Source organism: Micromonospora musae (genome assembly GCF_003626635.1).
GTDB classification, from domain to species: domain Bacteria; phylum Actinomycetota; class Actinomycetes; order Mycobacteriales; family Micromonosporaceae; genus Micromonospora; species Micromonospora musae.
This window is the reverse complement of record NZ_RAZT01000014.1, coordinates 41,884-59,961: the sequence shown is the minus strand read 5'-3', so window position 1 is coordinate 59,961 and position 18,078 is coordinate 41,884. Positions and strand designations below refer to the sequence as shown.

The 18,078-nt window shown below is 70.9% G+C and carries 21 protein-coding genes; 5 read left to right on the top strand and 16 right to left on the bottom strand.

Translation table 11 applies throughout. From position 1 onward, the window contains the following. Positions 1-15 precede the first annotated feature (15 nt). A complete protein-coding gene (locus D7044_RS25330) occupies positions 16-1,062 on the bottom strand; it encodes an LCP family protein (RefSeq protein ID WP_120683714.1) in 1,047 nt (348 codons plus the stop codon). Continuing rightward, positions 1,059-1,544, bottom strand: a complete 486-nt coding sequence (locus tag D7044_RS25325; RefSeq protein ID WP_120690445.1) for a SigE family RNA polymerase sigma factor — start codon at positions 1,542-1,544, stop codon at positions 1,059-1,061. Before D7044_RS25325 ends, D7044_RS25330 begins: the two co-directional genes overlap by 4 nt. Positions 1,545-1,728: 184 nt before the next feature. On the opposite strand from D7044_RS25325, the gene D7044_RS25320 reads away from it, so the two are divergent. Further along, a complete protein-coding gene (locus tag D7044_RS25320; protein ID WP_120683712.1) occupies positions 1,729-3,279 on the top strand; it encodes an LPXTG cell wall anchor domain-containing protein in 1,551 nt (516 codons plus the stop codon). Between the two features lie 226 nt (positions 3,280-3,505). Then, positions 3,506-4,219 (top strand): DedA family protein, encoded by a 714-nt coding sequence (locus tag D7044_RS25315; protein ID WP_120683709.1) that lies wholly within the window; start codon positions 3,506-3,508, stop codon positions 4,217-4,219. 72 nt (positions 4,220-4,291) lie between these two features. On the opposite strand, the gene D7044_RS25310 is transcribed toward D7044_RS25315, so the two are convergent. The 14 genes from D7044_RS25310 to soxR form a co-directional block, all read right to left on the bottom strand. Then, positions 4,292-4,669 carry an ArsR/SmtB family transcription factor gene (locus tag D7044_RS25310; protein ID WP_091081602.1) on the bottom strand — a complete coding sequence of 126 codons (378 nt, stop codon included), beginning with the start codon at positions 4,667-4,669 and terminating at the stop codon, positions 4,292-4,294. A 57-nt stretch (positions 4,670-4,726) separates the two neighbouring features. Then, positions 4,727-5,266 carry an orotate phosphoribosyltransferase gene (pyrE, locus tag D7044_RS25305; protein WP_120683707.1) on the bottom strand — a complete coding sequence of 180 codons (540 nt, stop codon included), beginning with the start codon at positions 5,264-5,266 and terminating at the stop codon, positions 4,727-4,729. Positions 5,267-5,433: 167 nt separating this feature from the next. Continuing rightward, positions 5,434-6,243 (bottom strand): SDR family NAD(P)-dependent oxidoreductase, encoded by an 810-nt coding sequence (locus D7044_RS25300; protein ID WP_120690398.1) that lies wholly within the window; start codon positions 6,241-6,243, stop codon positions 5,434-5,436. Next, a complete protein-coding gene (locus tag D7044_RS25295; protein ID WP_407663401.1) occupies positions 6,240-6,854 on the bottom strand; it encodes a hypothetical protein in 615 nt (204 codons plus the stop codon). The genes D7044_RS25300 and D7044_RS25295 overlap by 4 nt, the downstream gene beginning before the upstream one ends. 125 nt (positions 6,855-6,979) lie before the next feature. Continuing rightward, positions 6,980-7,780 (bottom strand): hypothetical protein, encoded by an 801-nt coding sequence (locus D7044_RS25290; RefSeq protein ID WP_233563575.1) that lies wholly within the window; start codon positions 7,778-7,780, stop codon positions 6,980-6,982. A gap of 105 nt (positions 7,781-7,885) precedes the next feature. Further along, positions 7,886-9,454, bottom strand: coding sequence for a polyamine aminopropyltransferase (locus D7044_RS25285; RefSeq protein WP_120690397.1), 1,569 nt, complete (start codon positions 9,452-9,454; stop codon positions 7,886-7,888). Then, positions 9,451-10,167 (bottom strand): hypothetical protein, encoded by a 717-nt coding sequence (locus D7044_RS25280; RefSeq protein WP_120683785.1) that lies wholly within the window; start codon positions 10,165-10,167, stop codon positions 9,451-9,453. The genes D7044_RS25285 and D7044_RS25280 overlap by 4 nt, the downstream gene beginning before the upstream one ends. Positions 10,168-10,229: 62 nt before the next feature. Continuing rightward, positions 10,230-10,652 carry a DUF350 domain-containing protein gene (locus tag D7044_RS25275; protein WP_120683698.1) on the bottom strand — a complete coding sequence of 141 codons (423 nt, stop codon included), beginning with the start codon at positions 10,650-10,652 and terminating at the stop codon, positions 10,230-10,232. 36 nt (positions 10,653-10,688) lie between these two features. Further along, a complete protein-coding gene (locus tag D7044_RS25270) occupies positions 10,689-11,114 on the bottom strand; it encodes a DUF4247 domain-containing protein (RefSeq protein WP_120683697.1) in 426 nt (141 codons plus the stop codon). Then, positions 11,111-11,617 carry a DUF2617 family protein gene (locus D7044_RS25265; protein WP_120683696.1) on the bottom strand — a complete coding sequence of 169 codons (507 nt, stop codon included), beginning with the start codon at positions 11,615-11,617 and terminating at the stop codon, positions 11,111-11,113. The genes D7044_RS25270 and D7044_RS25265 overlap by 4 nt, the downstream gene beginning before the upstream one ends. Continuing rightward, positions 11,618-12,253: a DUF4178 domain-containing protein gene (locus tag D7044_RS25260; protein ID WP_120690444.1), complete on the bottom strand. Its 636-nt coding sequence runs from the start codon at positions 12,251-12,253 to the stop codon at positions 11,618-11,620. Positions 12,254-12,353: 100 nt separating this feature from the next. Then, positions 12,354-12,734, bottom strand: a complete 381-nt coding sequence (locus tag D7044_RS25255; protein WP_120690396.1) for a hypothetical protein — start codon at positions 12,732-12,734, stop codon at positions 12,354-12,356. A 126-nt stretch (positions 12,735-12,860) separates the two neighbouring features. Then, the gene (gene clpB / locus D7044_RS25250; RefSeq protein WP_120690395.1) at positions 12,861-15,452 is read right to left on the bottom strand and encodes an ATP-dependent chaperone ClpB; all 2,592 of its coding nucleotides are present in this window, start codon (positions 15,450-15,452) and stop codon (positions 12,861-12,863) included. Positions 15,453-15,588: 136 nt separating this feature from the next. Next, on the bottom strand, positions 15,589-16,047 hold the full coding sequence (soxR, locus tag D7044_RS25245; RefSeq protein WP_120683780.1) for a redox-sensitive transcriptional activator SoxR: 459 nt from the start codon (positions 16,045-16,047) through the stop codon (positions 15,589-15,591). 99 nt (positions 16,048-16,146) lie between these two features. Here soxR and D7044_RS25240 point away from each other — a divergent pair, with 99 nt between their 5' ends. From D7044_RS25240 to D7044_RS25230, 3 genes are all read left to right on the top strand, one after another. Then, on the top strand, positions 16,147-16,740 hold the full coding sequence (locus D7044_RS25240; protein WP_120690394.1) for an NADPH-dependent FMN reductase: 594 nt from the start codon (positions 16,147-16,149) through the stop codon (positions 16,738-16,740). Between the two features lie 39 nt (positions 16,741-16,779). Continuing rightward, the gene (locus tag D7044_RS25235; protein ID WP_120690393.1) at positions 16,780-17,451 is read left to right on the top strand and encodes an antibiotic biosynthesis monooxygenase; all 672 of its coding nucleotides are present in this window, start codon (positions 16,780-16,782) and stop codon (positions 17,449-17,451) included. A 122-nt stretch (positions 17,452-17,573) separates the two neighbouring features. Then, a complete protein-coding gene (locus tag D7044_RS25230; protein WP_120683690.1) occupies positions 17,574-18,074 on the top strand; it encodes a cation:proton antiporter regulatory subunit in 501 nt (166 codons plus the stop codon). Positions 18,075-18,078 lie beyond the last annotated feature (4 nt).

Below are 18,078 nucleotides of genomic sequence, written 5' to 3'. Positions count from 1 at the left end.
GCGAGGCCCGTTTCGTCAGCGGAGCCGGTTGACCCCGTCCGGATTCGCCGCGGCCCACCGGTCCAACCGGTCCTCGCGCAGCGCGTCGAGGAAGGCCGGTGCGGCCCGGGGATCGGCACGCAGGCGTGGGACGTCGTCGACCACCGGCAGGCTCAGCCCGACCGGCTCGACCGACGCGAGCTCCGGCACCACTCGCAGCAGGTCCGGCACCGAGGCGCCGGCCACCGTGAGGTCCGGTCCGACCGCGGCGAGAAGTCGGGAGATCTGCACCGGGTCGGTCAGCACGCCCTTCTCGCCGGCCTGTCGCACCAGGCCGGCCACGAGGCGCTGGGCGTTGCGGTCGCGGTCCTGACCGCCGTCCGGCAGCCCACGCCGCTGCCGCAGCAGGTCCATGGAGGCGGGGCCGTCGAGGTGTTGACAACCGGCCGGGAAGACCCGACGGGTGTGGACGGAGCGCACCTGCTGCGGCAGGCAGACCTCCACCCCACCGAGCACGTCGGTCACCTTCCGCAGCGCCGGGAAGGTGAGGACAACGCCGGCATCGACGGGTACGCCGATCAGCTCGGCGACGACCCTCCGGGTCAGGTCGTACCCCTTGCTCCGGTCGGGGTGTTCGCGCCCGGCGCCGTACGCGAAGGCGGCGTTGAGCTTGTCCCGACGGAATCCGGGGATCTCCACCTCCAGATCCCGGGGGAGCGAGATCAGATAGGGCCGGCTGCGATCGGCGGGAAGATGCACGATCATCACCGAGTCGGCCGCCGGTGCGGCCGCGCCCGATCTCGTGTCGAGGCCGAGCACCAGCAGGTTCAACGCTCCGGTGGGCAGCCCCGTCGACGGCCCGGCGACGGTCGTGGCGTCCTGCGGATCCGGGCGGGGCGCGAGCTGCGGTATCCCGACTCCGAGCGCGCCGAGCACGGCGAGCGCGACACCCGCCGCCCCGAACCGCTGCCTGCGGCGGCGGCGCACGACGACCGCCCGGTCGATCGCCGCGCGTACCGGGCCGGCCGGCGGGGTCAGCGCCTCGTGCCGGGCGAACGCGGCACGCAGCTCGTTCTCGGTCACGAGCAGACCTCCACGTACTCGTTTCGAAGGGTCGCCAGGGCGCGGGATATCGACGAGCGCACGGTCCCGACGGCGCAGCCCAGGATGTCGGCGATCTCCGCGTCCGGCAGGTCCTCGTAGTAGCGCAGCACCAGGGTGGCCCGCTGTCGGCGGGGCAGCCTGGCCAGCCAGGACCAGATCTCGTCCCGGTCCACCGAGGACTGGGCGTGGTCGGTGCCGACGGGTGTCGACTCGTCGGGCTCGGCGCGCAGCAGCACCCGCCGCATCCAGGAACCGCGCCGCCAGTCGATGTGCTGGTTGGTCAGCATTCGGCGCACGTAGCGCTCGGGCGAGTCCGCCCGGGCCACCCGTCGCCAGTGCAGCTGGACGCGGACCATCGTCTCCTGCACCAGGTCCTCAGCCTGATGCGGGTCACCGGTCAGCATGACCGCGTACCGCAGCAACGCGGCCAGACGCGAGTCGGCGAAATCCTCGTACGTCACCACACCTCCCGGTCTCCTGCTCCTGATGACGGGTACGGGTGGGCGGAACGTTGCGGTGATCTTGATCAGCCGTTCGGTTGATATCCGCGGTGGGCGGCTGACCTGGGACAGCGGCGGACCTTAACGGTTCCTTAAGATCGGTTGGCTGCTTCTTCAGCCCCCGACACACGAGGGAACCCCCAACATGCTCAACCACTCCACCCGGCGCTTGCTCGCCGGGCTGGGCGTCGCAGGCGCGTTCGTCGCCGCCTCCGCCACCCCGGCCGTCGCCGCCGAGGCACCCTTCAAGATCACCGCCCAGGACGTGCTGGTCGCGCCCGGCTTCGTGAAGCAGGGCTGGATCTATGTGAGCCCCTCCGACACGGAGAGCGAGCCCGCGTTCGGTCACACCACCCTGGACGTCGACCTTTCCAAGGTCGCGGACTTCGCCGTCGTCGAGCCTGCATGGGGTTGGACGTGCGACGTGTCACCGACCAAGCTGCACTGTGAAACCGACCTTGCGGAGAACGAACAGCCCTCCTTCGACTACAACGTCACCGCGAAGGACGACGCCGAGCCAGGGCAGCAGGGCGACCTGACGGTCACCCTCACGTCCGGCGGCAAGTCGGCCACCGGTACCGCGGGCATCACGATCGCCGAGGGCGTCGACCTCGTCAGCGACGAGAAGATCGAAGTCAGCGGGGCCCCCGGTACGCGGGTGGGAGTGCCGGCGGTCGTCCGCAACGTCGGCGAGGCCGCAGTCGACGGAGCGGTTCTCGTGGTGCAGGCCGAGTGGCTCGCCGGTTACGGCGGCGATTTCTCGAACTGCAAGTCCAGCGACGAAGGCGCGATCACCTTCTGCACCTTCGACACGAAGATCGAGCCGGGCAGGTCGTATCAGCTCTCGGAGGGGCTTCCCCTCAAGCTCCGGCCGGAGGTGCGGACCGGAGCCAAGATCCCCGCCCACCTCGACTGGTGGACCACCGACGACTGGGCACTCACCAGCTGGCCTGAGTCGGACGTCAAGCCCGGTCAGGGCGACGAGCTCCGCCTGGTCGAGCAGAAGACGCTCACTTCGCGCACGCCGCAGACCGACGTGGAAGGCATGAACAGCAGCACCATCGCGACCGTCCGCGTGACCGGCGACAACCCGGCGGACCTCGCAGCCAAGGGTGCCGCCGCGACCGGCAAGAAGGGTGACATTGTCACCGTCGAGCCGAGCTTCACCAACCTGGGCCCCGCCGTGCTGGAGTACCAGGGGCAGGGGACGCCGGAGATCCGGCCGGAGGACCTGCCCGTCCGGATCTCCATTCCGGAAGGCACCACGGCGGTCGGGGCACCCTTTGACTGCGTGCCCTACCTGCCGAATGAGGAGTGGGACCCGTGGAACGCGGGCTGGGGCGAACCGGGCGCCAAGGAGTACGCCTGCCAGGTCACCGAATCGCCGGAGGGCATGAACAACCCGTACGGCTTCGAGCTGCGCATCGACGAGGTACGTGCGGACGCTACCGGCACCATCACGACGAAGCTGGCCGGTGACCCGAAGTCGCAGAACGACACCGCGAAGATCATCATCAACCCGACCAACCCGGGTGGCGGCGACGGCGGACAGGGTGGCGGCGACGGTGACGGCGGTTCGCTGCCGATCACCGGTGAGTCCACCGCCCTGATCGGCGGCATCGGTGCCCTGCTGCTCGCCGCCGGTGTCGGCGGCTACGTGGTGGCTCGCCGCCGCAAGACCCGCTTCGTGGCCTGATCCGTAACACCACTGGTGCCCCGCCGACCGTCCGGTCGGCGGGGCATCGCCGTTCCCGGCCCGGCGGAGTCTCGGCAGCCCGGGGGCCCGGGCCGGCAGCGTGAGCTGCGACGGCCGACACAGGTGTGACGTCGAGCACCGGACGTTCCGGACGGCCACCTAGACTACGGACGTGCCGTCGCCGCCGGCGACTGAACGCCCCCACCGGTAGATTCGGAGGTCGCTCGTGCCGACGCCCACCACCACCCTGGCCCTGGGCCCTGACTGGCTCGACCCGGAGTGGTTGATCTCGACGTTCGGGCTGCTCGGCATCCTGGCCATCGTCTTCGCCGAATCGGGTCTGCTGATCGGCTTCTTCCTGCCCGGCGACTCGCTGCTCTTCACGGCGGGCCTGCTGACCGCGGACGGGCAGTACATCACCTACCCGCTCTGGCTGGTCTGCCTGCTGATCACGATCGCGGCGATCGCCGGTGACCAGGTGGGGTACGCGTTCGGCCGCAAGGTCGGGCCGTCGCTCTTCCGCCGGCCGAACTCACGGTTGTTCAAGCAGGAGAACGTGCTTAAGGCGCACGAGTTCTTCGAGAAGTACGGTGCCCGCTCGATCGTGCTGGCCCGCTTCGTGCCTATCGTGCGGACGTTCACGCCGATCGTGGCCGGGGTCAGCCGGATGAACTACCGCACCTTCGTTACCTACAACATCATCGGCGGGGTGCTCTGGGGCACCGGTGTGACGGTGCTCGGCTACTTCCTCGGCCAGATTCCGTTCGTGAAGGAGAACATCGAACTCATCCTGATCGCGATCGTTGCGATCTCGGTGATTCCGATCGCCATCGAACTGCTCCGGGCGCGGATCGCGGCCAAGCGCGGCACTTCCGCCGCGGAACGGGCCGCCGCCGAGGAGGCGATTCGGGAGACCCGGCAGCACTACGGCAAGCACTGACCGGAGAGACGCCGACCGCCGGCCGTCCGGCGCCGTCCCTGTTGAGGGAGGGCACCGGACGATCGGTAAGGCTCAGCGAGCCTTCTTGGTGGCCCGCTTCCGCGGCGGGGTCAGCAGATCGGCGATCGTGGCGATCGCCGACGGCACCAGCCGGTAGTAGGCCCACACACCGCGCTTCTCCCGCTCCAGCAAGCCGGCCTCGGTGAGGATCCGCAGGTGGTGGCTGACCGTCGGCTGCGAGAGGCCGAGCGGCGCGGTCAGGTCACAGACACACGCCTCGCCCTCGGGAGCCGATTGGATCAGGCTCAGCAGCCGCAACCGGGCAGGGTCGGCGAGGGCCTTGAGGACCCCGGCGAGACGCTCGGCATCGGCACGTTCGATCGGCTCGCCGGCGAGCGGCGAGATCTGAGGCATAGTCATTTCAGCCAACGCAGTTCCCACGTTTTCCATCCTTCCACCAGGAGCATCGATCCGCCTGCATATCAGCAGATCCGAATCGGCAGACTTTTACGCCACAAGGCCGAGGTCAGCCAACGTAAAGGCCGCCCGATAAGGCAGTCCGGCGGCTCGCACCGCGTCGCCGGCGCCTCGATCAACAATAACCGCCACACCGATGACCTCGGCCCCGGCCTCGCGTAGCGCCTCAACCGCGGCAAGCACACTCGACCCCGTCGTCGATGTGTCCTCGACCGCGAGTACTCGCCGACCCGCGACATCCGGACCCTCGATCCGTCGCTGCAAACCGTGCGCCTTGCCGGCCTTGCGCACCACGAAGGCGTCCAGAGGCCGGTCGGTCGGAGCAGCGGCGTGCAGCATCGAGGCCGCGACCGGATCGGCGCCCAGGGTCAGGCCACCGACCGCGTCGAAGTCCCAGTCGGCGGTGAGGTCGAGCATCACTCGACCGACCAAAGGTGCCGCCTGGTTATGGAGCGTGACGCGTCGCAGATCGACGTACCAGTCCGCCTCGATGCCGGAGGAGAGCACCACCCGGCCGTGAACCACGGCCAGATCGGTGATGAATTTACGCAGGTCGTCGTGGTCCCCCATGGCGATAGAGGGTACTGCTCAAGTCTGTGAGCCGCGTGCGGGGTCCACCGGTATCCATCGCTCGGGCGACCGATGCATGGCGATGTACGACTACTCTGCGCGATCAGACCCGACCCGATCGCCACTGGCCCAACGGAGGCCGGACGGTGCCGGCGCCTCGCGAGGGGTCAGCGTTCCTCGCGGCCGATCCGGCCCCGGGTGTCGCGTGCGACCGCGTGCAGCAACCGCCGCGGCGCGTGGCGCAGACCGGCGACGGCGAACTTGTACCTCCACGCCGGAACGCTTACCGGCTTACCTTTTCGCAGGTCACGCAAGGCTTCGTCGACCACGTCGTCGGCCCGCAGCCACATCCACTCGGGCGTCTTCGACATGTTGATGCCCGCCCGCTCGTGGAACTCCGTCCGCGTGTAGCCGGGGCAGAGCGCCATCACCCGTACGCCGAACGACCGGGTGGACTGCCCGACCGACTCGCTGAAGTTGGTCACCCATGCCTTGCTGGCCGAGTAGGTCGAGCCGGGCATGACGGCACCGAAACCCGCAACGGAAGAGACATTTATCACTGCCCCACGTCGCCGCTCGGTCATTGTTCTCAGTGCGGCGAGGGTCAGGCGCATCACCGCGTGCACGTTGAGCCGCAGCAAGCGGGCCTCGGCCTCGGCCGACGAACGCAGGAACGGCTTGTTGAGGCTGATCCCGGCGTTGTTGACCAGCAGGTCGATCGGGGTCCCGCCGGCCAGCCGGCCCTCCACCACGGCACAACCGTCGTCCGTGGACAGGTCGGTCGAGATGATCTCCACCTCGCGCCCGTGGTGCTCCCTCGCCTCGGCGGCGACCTCGGCCAGCCGATCGGCGTCGCGGGCGACCAGCACCAGGTGCCATCCGTCGGCGGCCAGCCGACGGGCGAACGCCGCGCCGATCCCGGCGGTCGCACCGGTGACCAGGGCCCGCTGCTCGGTGGGCGCGGAGTGCAGCGTCACTGGCGGTCCTCAACTGGCGGGTGCGGCGGCATGATCGGTAGCGATTGCTGCGGGTGCGGTACGGGTCGGGTGGGGAACCCGGGGTGTGCGACCGGCGCGGGTCGACGGTGGAACCATGCGTTCGCCGCCGGCAGCGCCAGCAGCGCGGCTACCACAAGGTAACCGAGTGTTTGGCCGACCGAAAGCCCCCCGCCCAGTGGGATCCACCATCCCGGATAAGCATCGGCGATCAGGCCGAGGAGTTCGGTGGACGCCGGATCGTCGGCGCCCGGCTGCAGCGGCACCGACCGCTGGCCGACCAGCAGCGCCAGGCCGCAACAACCACCGAGGACTCCGAGCCCGCAGACGACCCAGACCGCCACCCGGGCACCGGCTCGCCCGCTGCCCAGACCGAGCGCGAGACCGGCGAGGAGCACTCCGACCAGCAGGCTGACCACCGCGGAGACCACGGCGGTGGTGTGCAGCAGCGCGACCGTACCGCCGACCTGATCGGCGGAGGCGGCGGTGCCGGTCGCGGCGGCGCGGAACCGGTCCACGGTGCCGCCGACCACCAGCAGCCCGGCCACGGCGTACCCGATGGCGACGACCGCCATCAGCAGCAGTGCCGCCATCGCCAACCTGACCGTCGTGGGACGGCGGGCCGGAACCGGATGCGGGTACGACACGACGGGTCCCTCCGATAGGCGTCGACTGCAACCTATCGGAGGGACCCGTCATCGTCGGTCTTCTCGGGCCGTCAACTCATCGGCGGCGGCGGGGTCGTGCCGGGCCGGTCCGACGGAGGCGCCTGGTCGCCGGGCTGACCCGGGACCGGGGGCTGACCGGCCGGCGGCTGACCCGGAGTAGCCGGATAGCCGGGCGTCGACGGGTAGCCGGGGTCGCCGGAGGACGGGTAGCCGGGCTGGCCCGGAACCTGCGGGTAGCCCGGGTAGGCGGCGCCGGGCACCGGCGGCTCCCAGGCGGGCTGCGGCTTGCGGAAGAACTCGTTCGCCTTCGGAAGCGCGAGCAGGATCAGCGCGGCGAGCAGCGCGAGCACCCCGATCAACGAGAGGGCGGTGCTGAGCGGAGTGAACCAGCCGGGCAGCGCCGCGTCGAGCTGACGCTGGACCTCGTCCGCGCTCGGCGCGTTGGCGCTGGTGCCACCGGTGGCACCACCGGTGAAGCCACCTGCGGCGCCGCTGACCAGGTTGCCGCCGCTGCAGCAGATCATGATGCCGCCGAGGACCCAGGTCGTGATCCGGGAACCGTTCTTGCCACGGTTGTTGAGCAGCGCCAGCACCACCAGGCCGACCGCGATGAGCAGCGCGAAGATCGCGCCACCGATGCCGATCGCGTAGGTGATGCCACCGACGGCGTCGGCGGCCTCGGGATCCGTGCTGGCGTACGCGTCGCGCAGCACGTCCCGGATGGTGCCGATGGTGGACAGCGTGATGATGAGGCCGACGAGCTGAAGAACGGCGAAGAGGATCAGCAGATAGCTGGAAATCGTCACTACGCCCGGCCGTGACCGGGCCGGCGTGCTGGGGGAATCGACCACGATGCTCCTTCCCTAGGTCGGGTCCACACCGTATCGGCAATCGGCCAGCGCGGCAGGCCGCGACGCCACCGCGCGGCGTCCGACGTGATGCCCAGGCGGCCAGGCTCAGTAGCCACGCCACTCCATCCGGGCGTACTCGAGGACCCGGGGTCGCAGCAGGGTCGACGCGGGCACCACGACGCGATCCCGGTCGGCGGGGAAGGTGGCCGCCGCGGCCAGCGTCGCCGGGCTCAGGAAACGCAGCTCCGGCCCGTCGGGCGGCAGCGCCAGCGCGGGCGCGACGGCGGCCGGGGCGGCGAGCACGAAGCCCCAGTCGCCGAAGGACGGCACGTCCACGTGGTACGGCACGGTGGCGAAGCCGGCCTCCCGCACGGACGCCTCGATCGACCAGTAGGACCGGGGCGCGAAGTACGGGGATCCGGCCTGCACGACCAGCCTGCCGTGCTCGGCGAGCACGGCCCGGATCAGGGCGTAGAACTCGACCGTGTAGAGCTTCGCGGTGGCGGTCTCGTCCGGGTCGGGCAGGTCCGCGACCACGGCGTCGAACCGGCGCGGATTGCCGCGCAGCCATCCGAAGGCGTCCCCGTTCACCACCTGGACCCGCGGATCGTCGAACGCGTCCGCGTTGAGCCGGCGCAGCTGCGGCTCGGCACGCGCCAGCGCCACCACAGCCGGATCCAGATCGACGACCGTGATGTGACGGATGTCGGGATAGCGGAGCAGCTCCCGTACAGCGAGGCCGTCGCCCGCGCCGAGCACCAGCACCTCGGCGCGCGGGCCGTTCAGCACCGGATGCACGAGCGCCTCGTGGTAGCGGTACTCGTCCACCGAGCTGAACTGGAGGTCACCGTTGAGGTAGAGCCGCAGATCGGTCCCGGCGTGGCCGACCTCGCGTACCGAGCGGGTCAGCACGATCTCCTGGTAGCGGCTGCGCTCGGCGTGCACCACCGGATCGCGGTAGAGCTGCTGGCGGGCGGTCACCTCGAAGTCGTGCGCGGTCACCCAGGCGTACCCGAGACAGAGGGCGACCGTCAGGGCGCCCGCGCCGAGCGCGACCCGAGACCGGAATCCCAGCTCCTTGCGGAAGACCGTGCCGACCAGGGCGAGCCCGGCCAGCGCGTTGACCGCGCCGACGACGATCGCTCCCTTGAGCTGACCGAAGACCGGCAGCAGCAGGAACGGGAAGGCGAGACCGCCGAGCAGCGCGCCGACGTAGTCGGCGGCGAAGAGGTCGGCCACCGCGCTGCCCGCCGCCTGTCTCCTGATCCGCTGCAGCAGCACCATGAGCAGGGGGATCTCCGCGCCGATCAGGAGGCCGAGCAGGAACGCGGTGCCGACGAGCGCCGGGCCGTAGAGGTCCAGCCAGGCGAACGCCGCGTACAGGCCGAGCACGGAGAGGCCGCCGAGCAGCGCGAGGGCCAGTTCGATCGCGGCGAACGTCGCGGCGGCCCGGGATTGCAGCGGCTTGGCGGCGAGCGCGCCGACCCCCATCGCGAAGACCATCACGCCGAGCACGATCGACGCCTGGCCGACGCTGTCCCCGATGAGGTAGCTGCCGAGGGCCACCAGGGCCAGCTCGTACACCAGGCCGCAGGCGGCGCAGACGAAGACCGCGGCGAGCACCGCCACCCGAGCCACCCGCCGCCGGGGAGGCTCCGGCGCGCCGGTGGTCACCGAACCCCCGGCGTACGTCCGGACGCCGCGCCCGTCCTGGGCGCCACCCCGGCTCGTTCCCGACGCCGCTGCACCAGCCCGACGGTGACCAGCAGCACGGTGACCAGCAGCATCCCGGCTGCGGCGAGCAGGTAGCCCCACCGGTCCCGCCACAGGTCATTACCGGCGGCCGGCAGCGGCGGTGGCGGACCGGCCGAGGTGGCCGTGGTGACCGGCACCGGAGACACCCCGCCGGCCTCGGCGAGCAGCAGCGGCAGGCTGACGGCGGCCCGGGTCACCGCCCAGCCGGGGTCGTCGAGGAACGCGTCCTCGGTGAGCCCGAACCGCTCCAGCCCGGAACCGACGGCGAGCAGGCCGCTCGGATCCAGGTCGGCGGAGCCCTCGACCGTCACGTACGCGTAGTCGTTCGACTCACTGCTCTCCGAGACGTAGGTGACGTCCGCGACGACCCGCACCCAGCTCGGACACCGAGGGTCGCCCTCGACGCCCACCCCTTCGCCCAGGTTGGAACCGGCACTGACCACCTCGGCGGCGGCCTGAAGCGTCCAGCCGTAGCAGATCCCCTGCACGGCGGTCGCCTGCTGAAGGATCGGCACGGTGTCGGCCCGCTCAGTGCTGGTCGGCGGGGCGACGGCGAGACCGTCGTCCCCGCTCAGCGCGCCGGCGACGCAGATGCCCACCAGCACGACCACGCCACCGAGGCCCGCGGCGATCTTCCACCCGATTCGTCTCGCCGGTCCGCCCGTGGCCTGCCGTGCCGGTCGACCGCCCGCCATCAGCTGATCGCGGCAGCGATGATCGCGCCCGTGGCCAGGTGCACGACGGCCGAGACCCAGACCGCCGGGTGCGGCTCCGGGTCGACCAGGATCTGCCCCAGTCGTCCCGGGGTGAGGGCGTCGAGCAGGAGGAACGCGGCCGCCATGATGACCAGCCCGAGGATCCCGTACGCGGTCGCGCCGACGATCCCGAGCACGAAGTCGTCCTCGCTGGCGGCGATCGCGGCGACCACGATCACGCCGACGGCGGCCAGATTCGAGGCGAGCAGCACCGCGGCGTTGCGGTTGCGATCGGTCCAGATCAGCTCCTTGAGCCGGCCGGGGGTCGCCAGGTCGACCAGGACGTAGCCGATGCCCATCAACAGCACGCCGATCATCCCGTAGGCGAGGGTGACCAGGAGGTCGGTGACGAGGGTCTGCACGGGCGCTCCAGGGGTGAGGGGGGTTCGGGTTCACCGCTACTTGCCGGCGCCGGGGCCGCCACCCCGGACGGTGCTGCCACGCCCCCAGCCCCAGTACGAGCCGACCGTGGAGTGGTAGCGCGGATACGCGGTCCGGAGAGGTTCCAGCAGGATCACCGAGCCGGTGGCGATCGGCAGGATCACCACCGAGTCGTCGTCGTAGCGCAGGTAGACCCCGCTGCCGTCGACGTACTGGTCGGCCGGCTGCCAGGCGTCGGTGATCTCCTTCGCCACCCGGCTGGGCGTACCGGCCGAGGTGTAGGCGACCGCCTCCCGGCCGATGTCCCGGCCGGCGTCGCGGCCGTAGTGGTCCTCCACGTAGCCGCGTGGGGAGAAGCTGCCGTAGAAGATGGCGAAGGCGGCGACCAGTGCCCCGATGACCGCGAAGGCCAGGCCAACCACGAACCAGCGCCGGTACGTCATCGCAGCGTCACCACCGTCTCGGTCAGGACCAGTTCGTTTGTCTGCGGGTAGGCGTGCCAGGTCCGCCAGGCCACCGCGCCGCCGCCCGGCTCGGGCCGGACCGCGAGGGCGGTCACCGCGTCCGCGTCACCGGGGAAGACACCGACCAGGGCGAACGCGTCGTCGGCCAGCTCCGCGCGGAGTGCGGCGACCCGATCACGAAGACCAGCGGCGGGCGGGCGGAGCACCGTCGCGGCGAACCGGTAACCGGCCGCCTCGTCGAGCACCGTCGCCGGCAGCTCCGGGGGTCGTCCGGGCAGGCAGGCCACGGTCTCGGTCAGCACGACGTCGCCCGCGCGCAGCACCACCTGGTGCGAGGCGCCGAGCAGCCGCAGCTCGAGCCGGATCGCTCCGGGCAGATCGAGGTCGAGCACGTGCAGCGCGGGTCGCTCAGCGTCGTCGCGGGCCAGGCTAAGGTCGGCCGCGCTGGTGTCGACGTACGGGGCGTCCAGAGTGACCAGCACTCACTGCTCCCCGGTCCGGTCCTCGCCTGCCTGCGGATAGATCATCACTTCGGCGCGGTGCAGAAGCTCGCCGCGCGCCACCTCCCAGCCCGCCTCTCCGTACGCCTCGAAGGAGAGCCGTGCCCCGCCGGTCGCCTGGTAGTCGTGGTACCGCATCGTGCCGGCCGGGTCGAGGCCGGTGGTGCCGGTAGCCGTGAACCTGGCCTGACCGGACTCCTTCCAGCTGTAGGTCCGGCCGGCGAAGTCGATGGTCGGCGCGCCGGGCGTCACGGTGGCGCCGGGCTCGGCGTTCCAGAGCACCAGTTCCAGCTCCGGATCCTCCTCGACGGAGAGCCAACGCCGTACGCCCTGCGCGTCGTCGAGCAGGTGCTCGACCCAGCTCCAGCCACCCTCGACCAGCCGGACCGTGCCGCGCACCAGGTAGGACACCTGGCGGATCTCGACGAGGTCACCGGGGCGCAGCCGGCGCGGGTCACCACGCAGCGCGTCGGCGTCGTGGTCCCGAAGTGGATCGGTCGGCGCCGCCTCCGGCGGTCGCTGCCGGGACCGGCGCAGCGCCACGACGGCGAACGCCACCCCGGCCGCCCCGACCAGGCAGCCCACCGCCGTCACCAGCCACGCCACGGACCCGTTCACCAGCACCCTCCCCGGTACATCGGCGCGAACGGTAACAAGCCCGCGCACCTGAGTGAGGTCGGCGCAGTTCGAGTGAGCACTCAGTCACCCGAGCGTGAATTCACGCCTCGGTGAGGCGGCCCGCGGCGTACTCGCCCAACGACGAACGGCCCATGAGGCAGCCGCTGTACGTGGTGAACTCGCCCGGGTCGCCGCGCATCACCGTCCATGCCGCCCGCGCGGCCGCCGGATCGACCTGTTCCAGCAGCGTCGCCGCGTACGCCCGACCGGCCGGCGAGCCGTGCGTGAGCAGCCGATCGAGCTGCTCGCGTACGACTTCGGGCTGCTCGGCGAGGACGGCCTCGACGGTGCCGTACGCCTCGGTCACCGGCAGCAGCGTTCCGGCGAAGCCGACCCCGCCGAAGGCGAGCGTGTCCGCCCGCGCCAACTCCTCGACCGCGTCCGCGATCTCACGGTCGCGCTTCTTCCCGATCCCGAACATGCCCCCTACTTTCCCCGCCCCCACCCACCCCACCCTGTCGATCAAGAGGTTTGCGTCAACGGAAGACGGTTCCGCGACGCAAACCTCTTGATCACGAGGGCTAGGGGTGGGGGTGGGGGGTGGGGGTTAGGCGGGGGTGACGGTCAGGGCTTCCTTGGTGGGGGTCAGGTCGACCTTGACCGTCTGACCGTCGCGGATCTGACCGGCCAGCAGGGCCTTGGCCAGCTGGTCGCCGATTGCCGTCTGTACCAGGCGGCGTAGCGGGCGGGCTCCGTAGATCGGGTCGTAGCCGTGCTCGGCCAGCCAGCCGCGCGCGTCGTCGGTGATGTCCAGCGCCAACCGGCGATCGGCGAGGCGGCTCCGCAGCCGGGACAGCTGGATGTCCACGATCGAGCGCAGATCGTCCCCGCGCAGAGCGGGGAAGACCACCACGTCGTCGAGCCGGTTGAGGAACTCCGGCTTGAAGTGCGCGCGGACCACCGACAGGACACCCTCCCGACGCTGCTCCTCGGCGAGCGTCAGATCGCTGATCACCGACGACCCGAGGTTGGAGGTGAGGATCAGGATCGTGTTGCGGAAGTCGACGGTCCGGCCCTGGCCGTCGGTGAGCCGGCCGTCGTCGAGCACCTGGAGCAGGATGTCGAAGACGTCGGGGTGGGCCTTCTCGACCTCGTCGAGCAGGATCACCGAGTACGGCCGGCGGCGCACCGCCTCGGTGAGCTGACCGCCCTCCTCGTAACCGACGTAGCCGGGCGGAGCACCGACCAGGCGGGCGACGGAGTGCTTCTCGCCGTACTCGCTCATGTCGATGCGGACCATGGCCCGCTCATCGTCGAAGAGGAACTCGGCGAGCGCCTTGGCCAGCTCGGTCTTGCCGACGCCGGTCGGGCCGAGGAAGAGGAAGCTGCCGGTGGGCCGATCCGGGTCGGCGACGCCGGCCCGCGCCCGGCGTACGGCATCGGAGACCGCGCCGACCGCCTCGGGCTGGCCGACCACCCGCGCCCCGACCGACTCCTCCATCCGCAGCAGCTTCGCCGTCTCACCTTCGAGCAGCCGGCCGGCCGGGATACCCGTCCAGGAGGCGACCACGGCCGCGATGTCGTCGGCACCGACCTCCTCCTTCAGCATCGCGCCGTCGGCCTGGAGCCGGGCCAGCTCCTGCTCGGCCTGCGTCAGCTCGGTCTTGAGCGCCGGGATCCGGCCGTACCGCAGCTCGGCGGCGCGCTCCAGCTCGCCGTCGCGCTCGGCCCGCTCGGCCTCGCCGCCCAGCCGCTCCAGCTCCTCCTTGGCCGTGGAGAGCTTGGTGATGTGGCCCTTCTCGAGCTTCCAACGGTCGGAGAGCGCGGTCAGCTGTTCGCGCTTGTCGGCCAGCTCCCGGCGCAACCGCGCCAGCCGCTCGACGGAGGCGTCGTCCGGCTCCTTGGCGAGCGCCATCTCCTCGATCTCCAGCCGGCGGACCGCCCGTTCGATCTCGTCCACCTCGACCGGCCGCGAGTCGATCTCCATCCGCAGCCGGGACGCCGACTCGTCGACCAGGTCGATCGCCTTGTCAGGCAGGAAGCGGTCGGTGATGTAGCGGTCCGAGAGGGTCGCGGCGGCGACCAGGGCGGCGTCGGTGATCCGTACGCCGTGGTGCACCTCGTAGCGCTCCTTGAGCCCGCGCAGGATCCCGATGGTGTCCTCGGTGGTCGGCTCGCCAACCAGCACCGGCTGGAAGCGCCGCTCCAGCGCCGGGTCCTTCTCGATGTGCTCGCGGTACTCGTCCAACGTGGTGGCGCCGACCATCCGCAGCTCGCCGCGGGCCAGCATCGGCTTGAGCATGTTGCCGGCGTCCATCGAGCCCTCGCCCTTGCCGGCGCCGACGACGGTGTGCAGCTCGTCGAGGAACGTGATGACCTGCCCGTCGGAGTTCTTGATCTCCTCGAGCACCGACTTCAGCCGCTCCTCGAACTGCCCGCGGTACTGCGCGCCGGCCACCATCGCGCCCAGGTCGAGCGAGACGAGCTTCTTGTCCCGCAGCGACTCCGGCACGTCACCGGCGACGATCCGCTGGGCGAGCCCCTCGACGATCGCGGTCTTGCCCACGCCGGGCTCGCCGATCAGGACCGGGTTGTTCTTGGTACGCCGGGAGAGCACCTGGATCACCCGGCGGATCTCCGAGTCCCGGCCGATCACCGGGTCGATCTTTCCTTCGCGGGCGCGAGCGGTGAGGTCGACGCCGTACTTGGCGAGCGCCTGGTAGGTCTGCTCCGGGTCGGCGGTGGTGACCCGCCGGTCTCCGCCGCGCACCGTCGGGAAGGCGGCGACCAGGTTCTCCTCGGTGGCGCCGGCGGCCTTCAACGCGTCCGCCACCGCGCCGCCCACCCGGGCCAGACCGGCCAGCAGGTGCTCGGTGGAGGTGTACTCGTCGCCCAGCGGCCGGGCGATCTGCTCGGCGGCGCCGATGGCGTTGACGAACTCGCGGGCCAGGGTCGGCTCCGCGATGCTGGAGCCGCGCGCCGCGGGCAGGGCGTCGACGGCGCGCTGGGCGGCCCGGCGCAGCTCGACTGGTTCGGCCCCGACGGCACGCAGCAGGCCGGCAGCGGTCGAGCCCTCGGTGTCGAGCAACGACAGCAGCAAATGCCAGGGCTCCACGGTGGCGTGACCGCGCTGATTCGCCAGGGCGACGGCACCGGTGATGGCTTCGCGGCTCTTGGTGGTGAGACGTTCCGTGTTCATGACTCCCCCGGATCGACAGGTCCGCTAGGAAGGACACAACCAGACTTGAGCCTATTCCGCTCAACTCTACGGATGTGACTCCCGTCACCTCCGGAGTCGCAGTCGCCGGCCTGGCCCGCGCCGCCGGCCACGGGATTCAGGATCTGAGCAGACGGTGCGGCCCCGGGCCCAGTTCGGCGAGCGCGTCGCCCGGATTGACCAGGGCGCACTCGTCGAACGACAGGCAGCCGCAGCCGATGCACCGGGTGAAGCGGTCGCGCATCCGCTCCAACCGGGCGATGCGTGCGTTGATCTCCTTGCTCCAGCACTCCGATGCCCGCTCCCAGAACTCCTTCGACGGTGACGCGCCGGCCGGCAGCAGCGCGAGCACCTCACCGATGACGGCCAGCGGTACGCCGGTGTGCTGCGAGGCCCGGATGAACGCGATCCGGCGCAGCGTGCCACGGTCGTAACGGCGCTGGTTCCCGGTGGTCCGCCGACTGTGGATTAGCCCCTGCCGTTCGTAGAACCGCAGGGCGGTGTGCGGCACGCCGCTGCGTCTGGACAGCTCGCCGATGGTCAACAACTGCGCGCTCGTCGGAGCCGAATCCGTCACGCCGACCACCGTAGCTTGACCTCCACATTTGTGTAGGTATCAGCCTTGGCGGGTGGCCGGATCCCGGCCACGATCCACTCGTCGACGTCGGGAGTCGCCATGACGCGTCAATCACTGCAGCTCGCGGTCATCCTCGGGAGCGTTCGCCAGGGCCGCTTCGGCCCGACCGTCGGGAACTGGTTCGTACGCCAGGCCCGCGAGCGCGACAACCTCACTGTCGACCTCATCGATCTCGCCGAGGTCGCCCTACCGATGACGCTGCCGGCGTTCGGCGCGCAGCCCGCGCCGGAGGCGCTCCTCGCGCTGCAGGACCTGACCCCACGACTCTCCGCCGCCGACGCGTTCGTCGTGGTCACTCCGGAGTACAACCACAGCTTTCCGGCGGCGTTGAAGAACCTCGTCGACTGGCATCACGAGCAGTGGCACGCCAAACCGGTCGGCTTCGTCTCCTACGGCGGGATCAGCGGCGGGCTGCGGGCGGTCGAGGCCCTGCGCCTGGTGTTCGCCGAGCTTCATGCCGTGACCGTTCGGGAAACGGTCAGCTTCCACGACGCCTGGCGCCAGTTCGACGCCGAGGGGACACCGCTGAGCCCGGACGGGTGCAACCGGGCTGCCGGCAGCCTGCTCGACCAGCTCACCTGGTGGGCCCATGCCCTGCGGGACGCGAAGGCGCTCGTTCCGTACCTGGGCTGATCCAGCCGAGACCATCCGGACCGTTTCAGAGGAGACCACATGGAAGCCCACGTCCCCGCATCCGCGCAGACCGCCCCCGCCCACCCGGGCGTGGTGGTGACCAGCCGCTGGCAGGTCGCGGATCGCCACGCTCAACGCGCCACCGCCGACAGCGCGATGGCTCGGTGGCGGCACCTGCCCTGGCCCGAGGGCTGCCTCTCGGTGACCTGCCTGCTGAGCACCGACGGCCACCTCGTCATGTTCTACAGCCGATGGGAGAGTGAGCAGGACTACCGGCTGCACGCCGGGAACGTCGGCGAGCGGGACACCGCGGACCGGGTCGCGGCGCACGGCTCCGGCGTCACACACCTCGACGCCGTCGTCTCCAGCCTCGCCACCCCGCCGGGCAGCCTCTCCGGCGACGCGCCCCACCCCGGTTGCGTCGCGCTGATCAGCATCGCGACCGACGGCCCCGAACTCCAACAACAGGCCGCGGAGCGGATCGCCACCTTCCGGGCGGACGCGCACCCGGGCGCGATCGGCGGGCACCTCCTGTTCAGCCTCGACGGCACCCGGCTGACCCTCTACGCGGAGTGGACCAGCGAGGAGGCACACCGGGAGGCGATCGCCGGCTCCAGCTTCGGCGGCGAGCGCGGGATCTTCGACGGTGTGCCCGGCATCCGCGGGCTCAGCATGCACCGCTACCAGCGCTACCGCACCGCCGGCCGGTGACCGCTCCGAGCGGGCGGCCGAGGGCGCGAGACGAGCCGTCCCGCCCGTCGACCAGGGAAGAGACATCGGCTGACGTCAACGGGGCAGGGATAGACGGGCCTGGACGCGGTAGCGTTGGCTGGGTGCGAGTACGTGTCGAACAGACCGCGCTGCCGGGTATCGGCGTACGTCATGACCTCGTGACGGAATCCGGACGCCGCGTAGGCGTGGTCTCCCACCGCAACGGTCGTCGTGACCTTGTCCTTTACGACCCGGATGATCCTGATTCGTGTCAGGCCGACATCCCGCTGACCGACGACGAGGCGGAGGCGCTCGCCGACATCCTCGGCGCGTCGCTGATGCTCGGTCAGCTCTCCGGGCTACGCGAACAGGCCGCCGGGCTGCTCACCGAGCAGATCCTCATTCCGGCGGGCTCTTCGTACGTCAACCGGAAGCTCGGCGACACCAAGGCTCGCACCCGGACTGGAGCCTCGATCGTGGCGGTCCTCCGCCAGGGCGAGGTGATCGTCTCGCCGGACCCGGCCTTCCGTTTCGCCGCCGGTGACGTGGTGGTCGTGGTCGGGACCCGCCAGGGTCTCGACGGAGTGACCGCCATCCTCGCCGACAGTGACCCGGACGGCTGAGGCG

Coding starts and splice junctions, on each gene's coding strand:
- D7044_RS25320 (WP_120683712.1), top strand. CDS start 1,729: ATGCTCAACCACTCCACCCGGCGCTTGCTCGCCGGGCTGGGCGTCGCA.
- D7044_RS25310 (WP_091081602.1), bottom strand. CDS start 4,669: ATGGAAAACGTGGGAACTGCGTTGGCTGAAATGACTATGCCTCAGATC.
- pyrE (WP_120683707.1), bottom strand. CDS start 5,266: ATGGGGGACCACGACGACCTGCGTAAATTCATCACCGATCTGGCCGTG.
- D7044_RS25295 (WP_407663401.1), bottom strand. CDS start 6,854: ATGGCGGCACTGCTGCTGATGGCGGTCGTCGCCATCGGGTACGCCGTG.
- D7044_RS25270 (WP_120683697.1), bottom strand. CDS start 11,114: ATGACGTACCGGCGCTGGTTCGTGGTTGGCCTGGCCTTCGCGGTCATC.
- D7044_RS25255 (WP_120690396.1), bottom strand. CDS start 12,734: ATGTTCGGGATCGGGAAGAAGCGCGACCGTGAGATCGCGGACGCGGTC.
- clpB (WP_120690395.1), bottom strand. CDS start 15,452: ATGAACACGGAACGTCTCACCACCAAGAGCCGCGAAGCCATCACCGGT.
- D7044_RS25240 (WP_120690394.1), top strand. CDS start 16,147: ATGACGCGTCAATCACTGCAGCTCGCGGTCATCCTCGGGAGCGTTCGC.
- D7044_RS25235 (WP_120690393.1), top strand. CDS start 16,780: ATGGAAGCCCACGTCCCCGCATCCGCGCAGACCGCCCCCGCCCACCCG.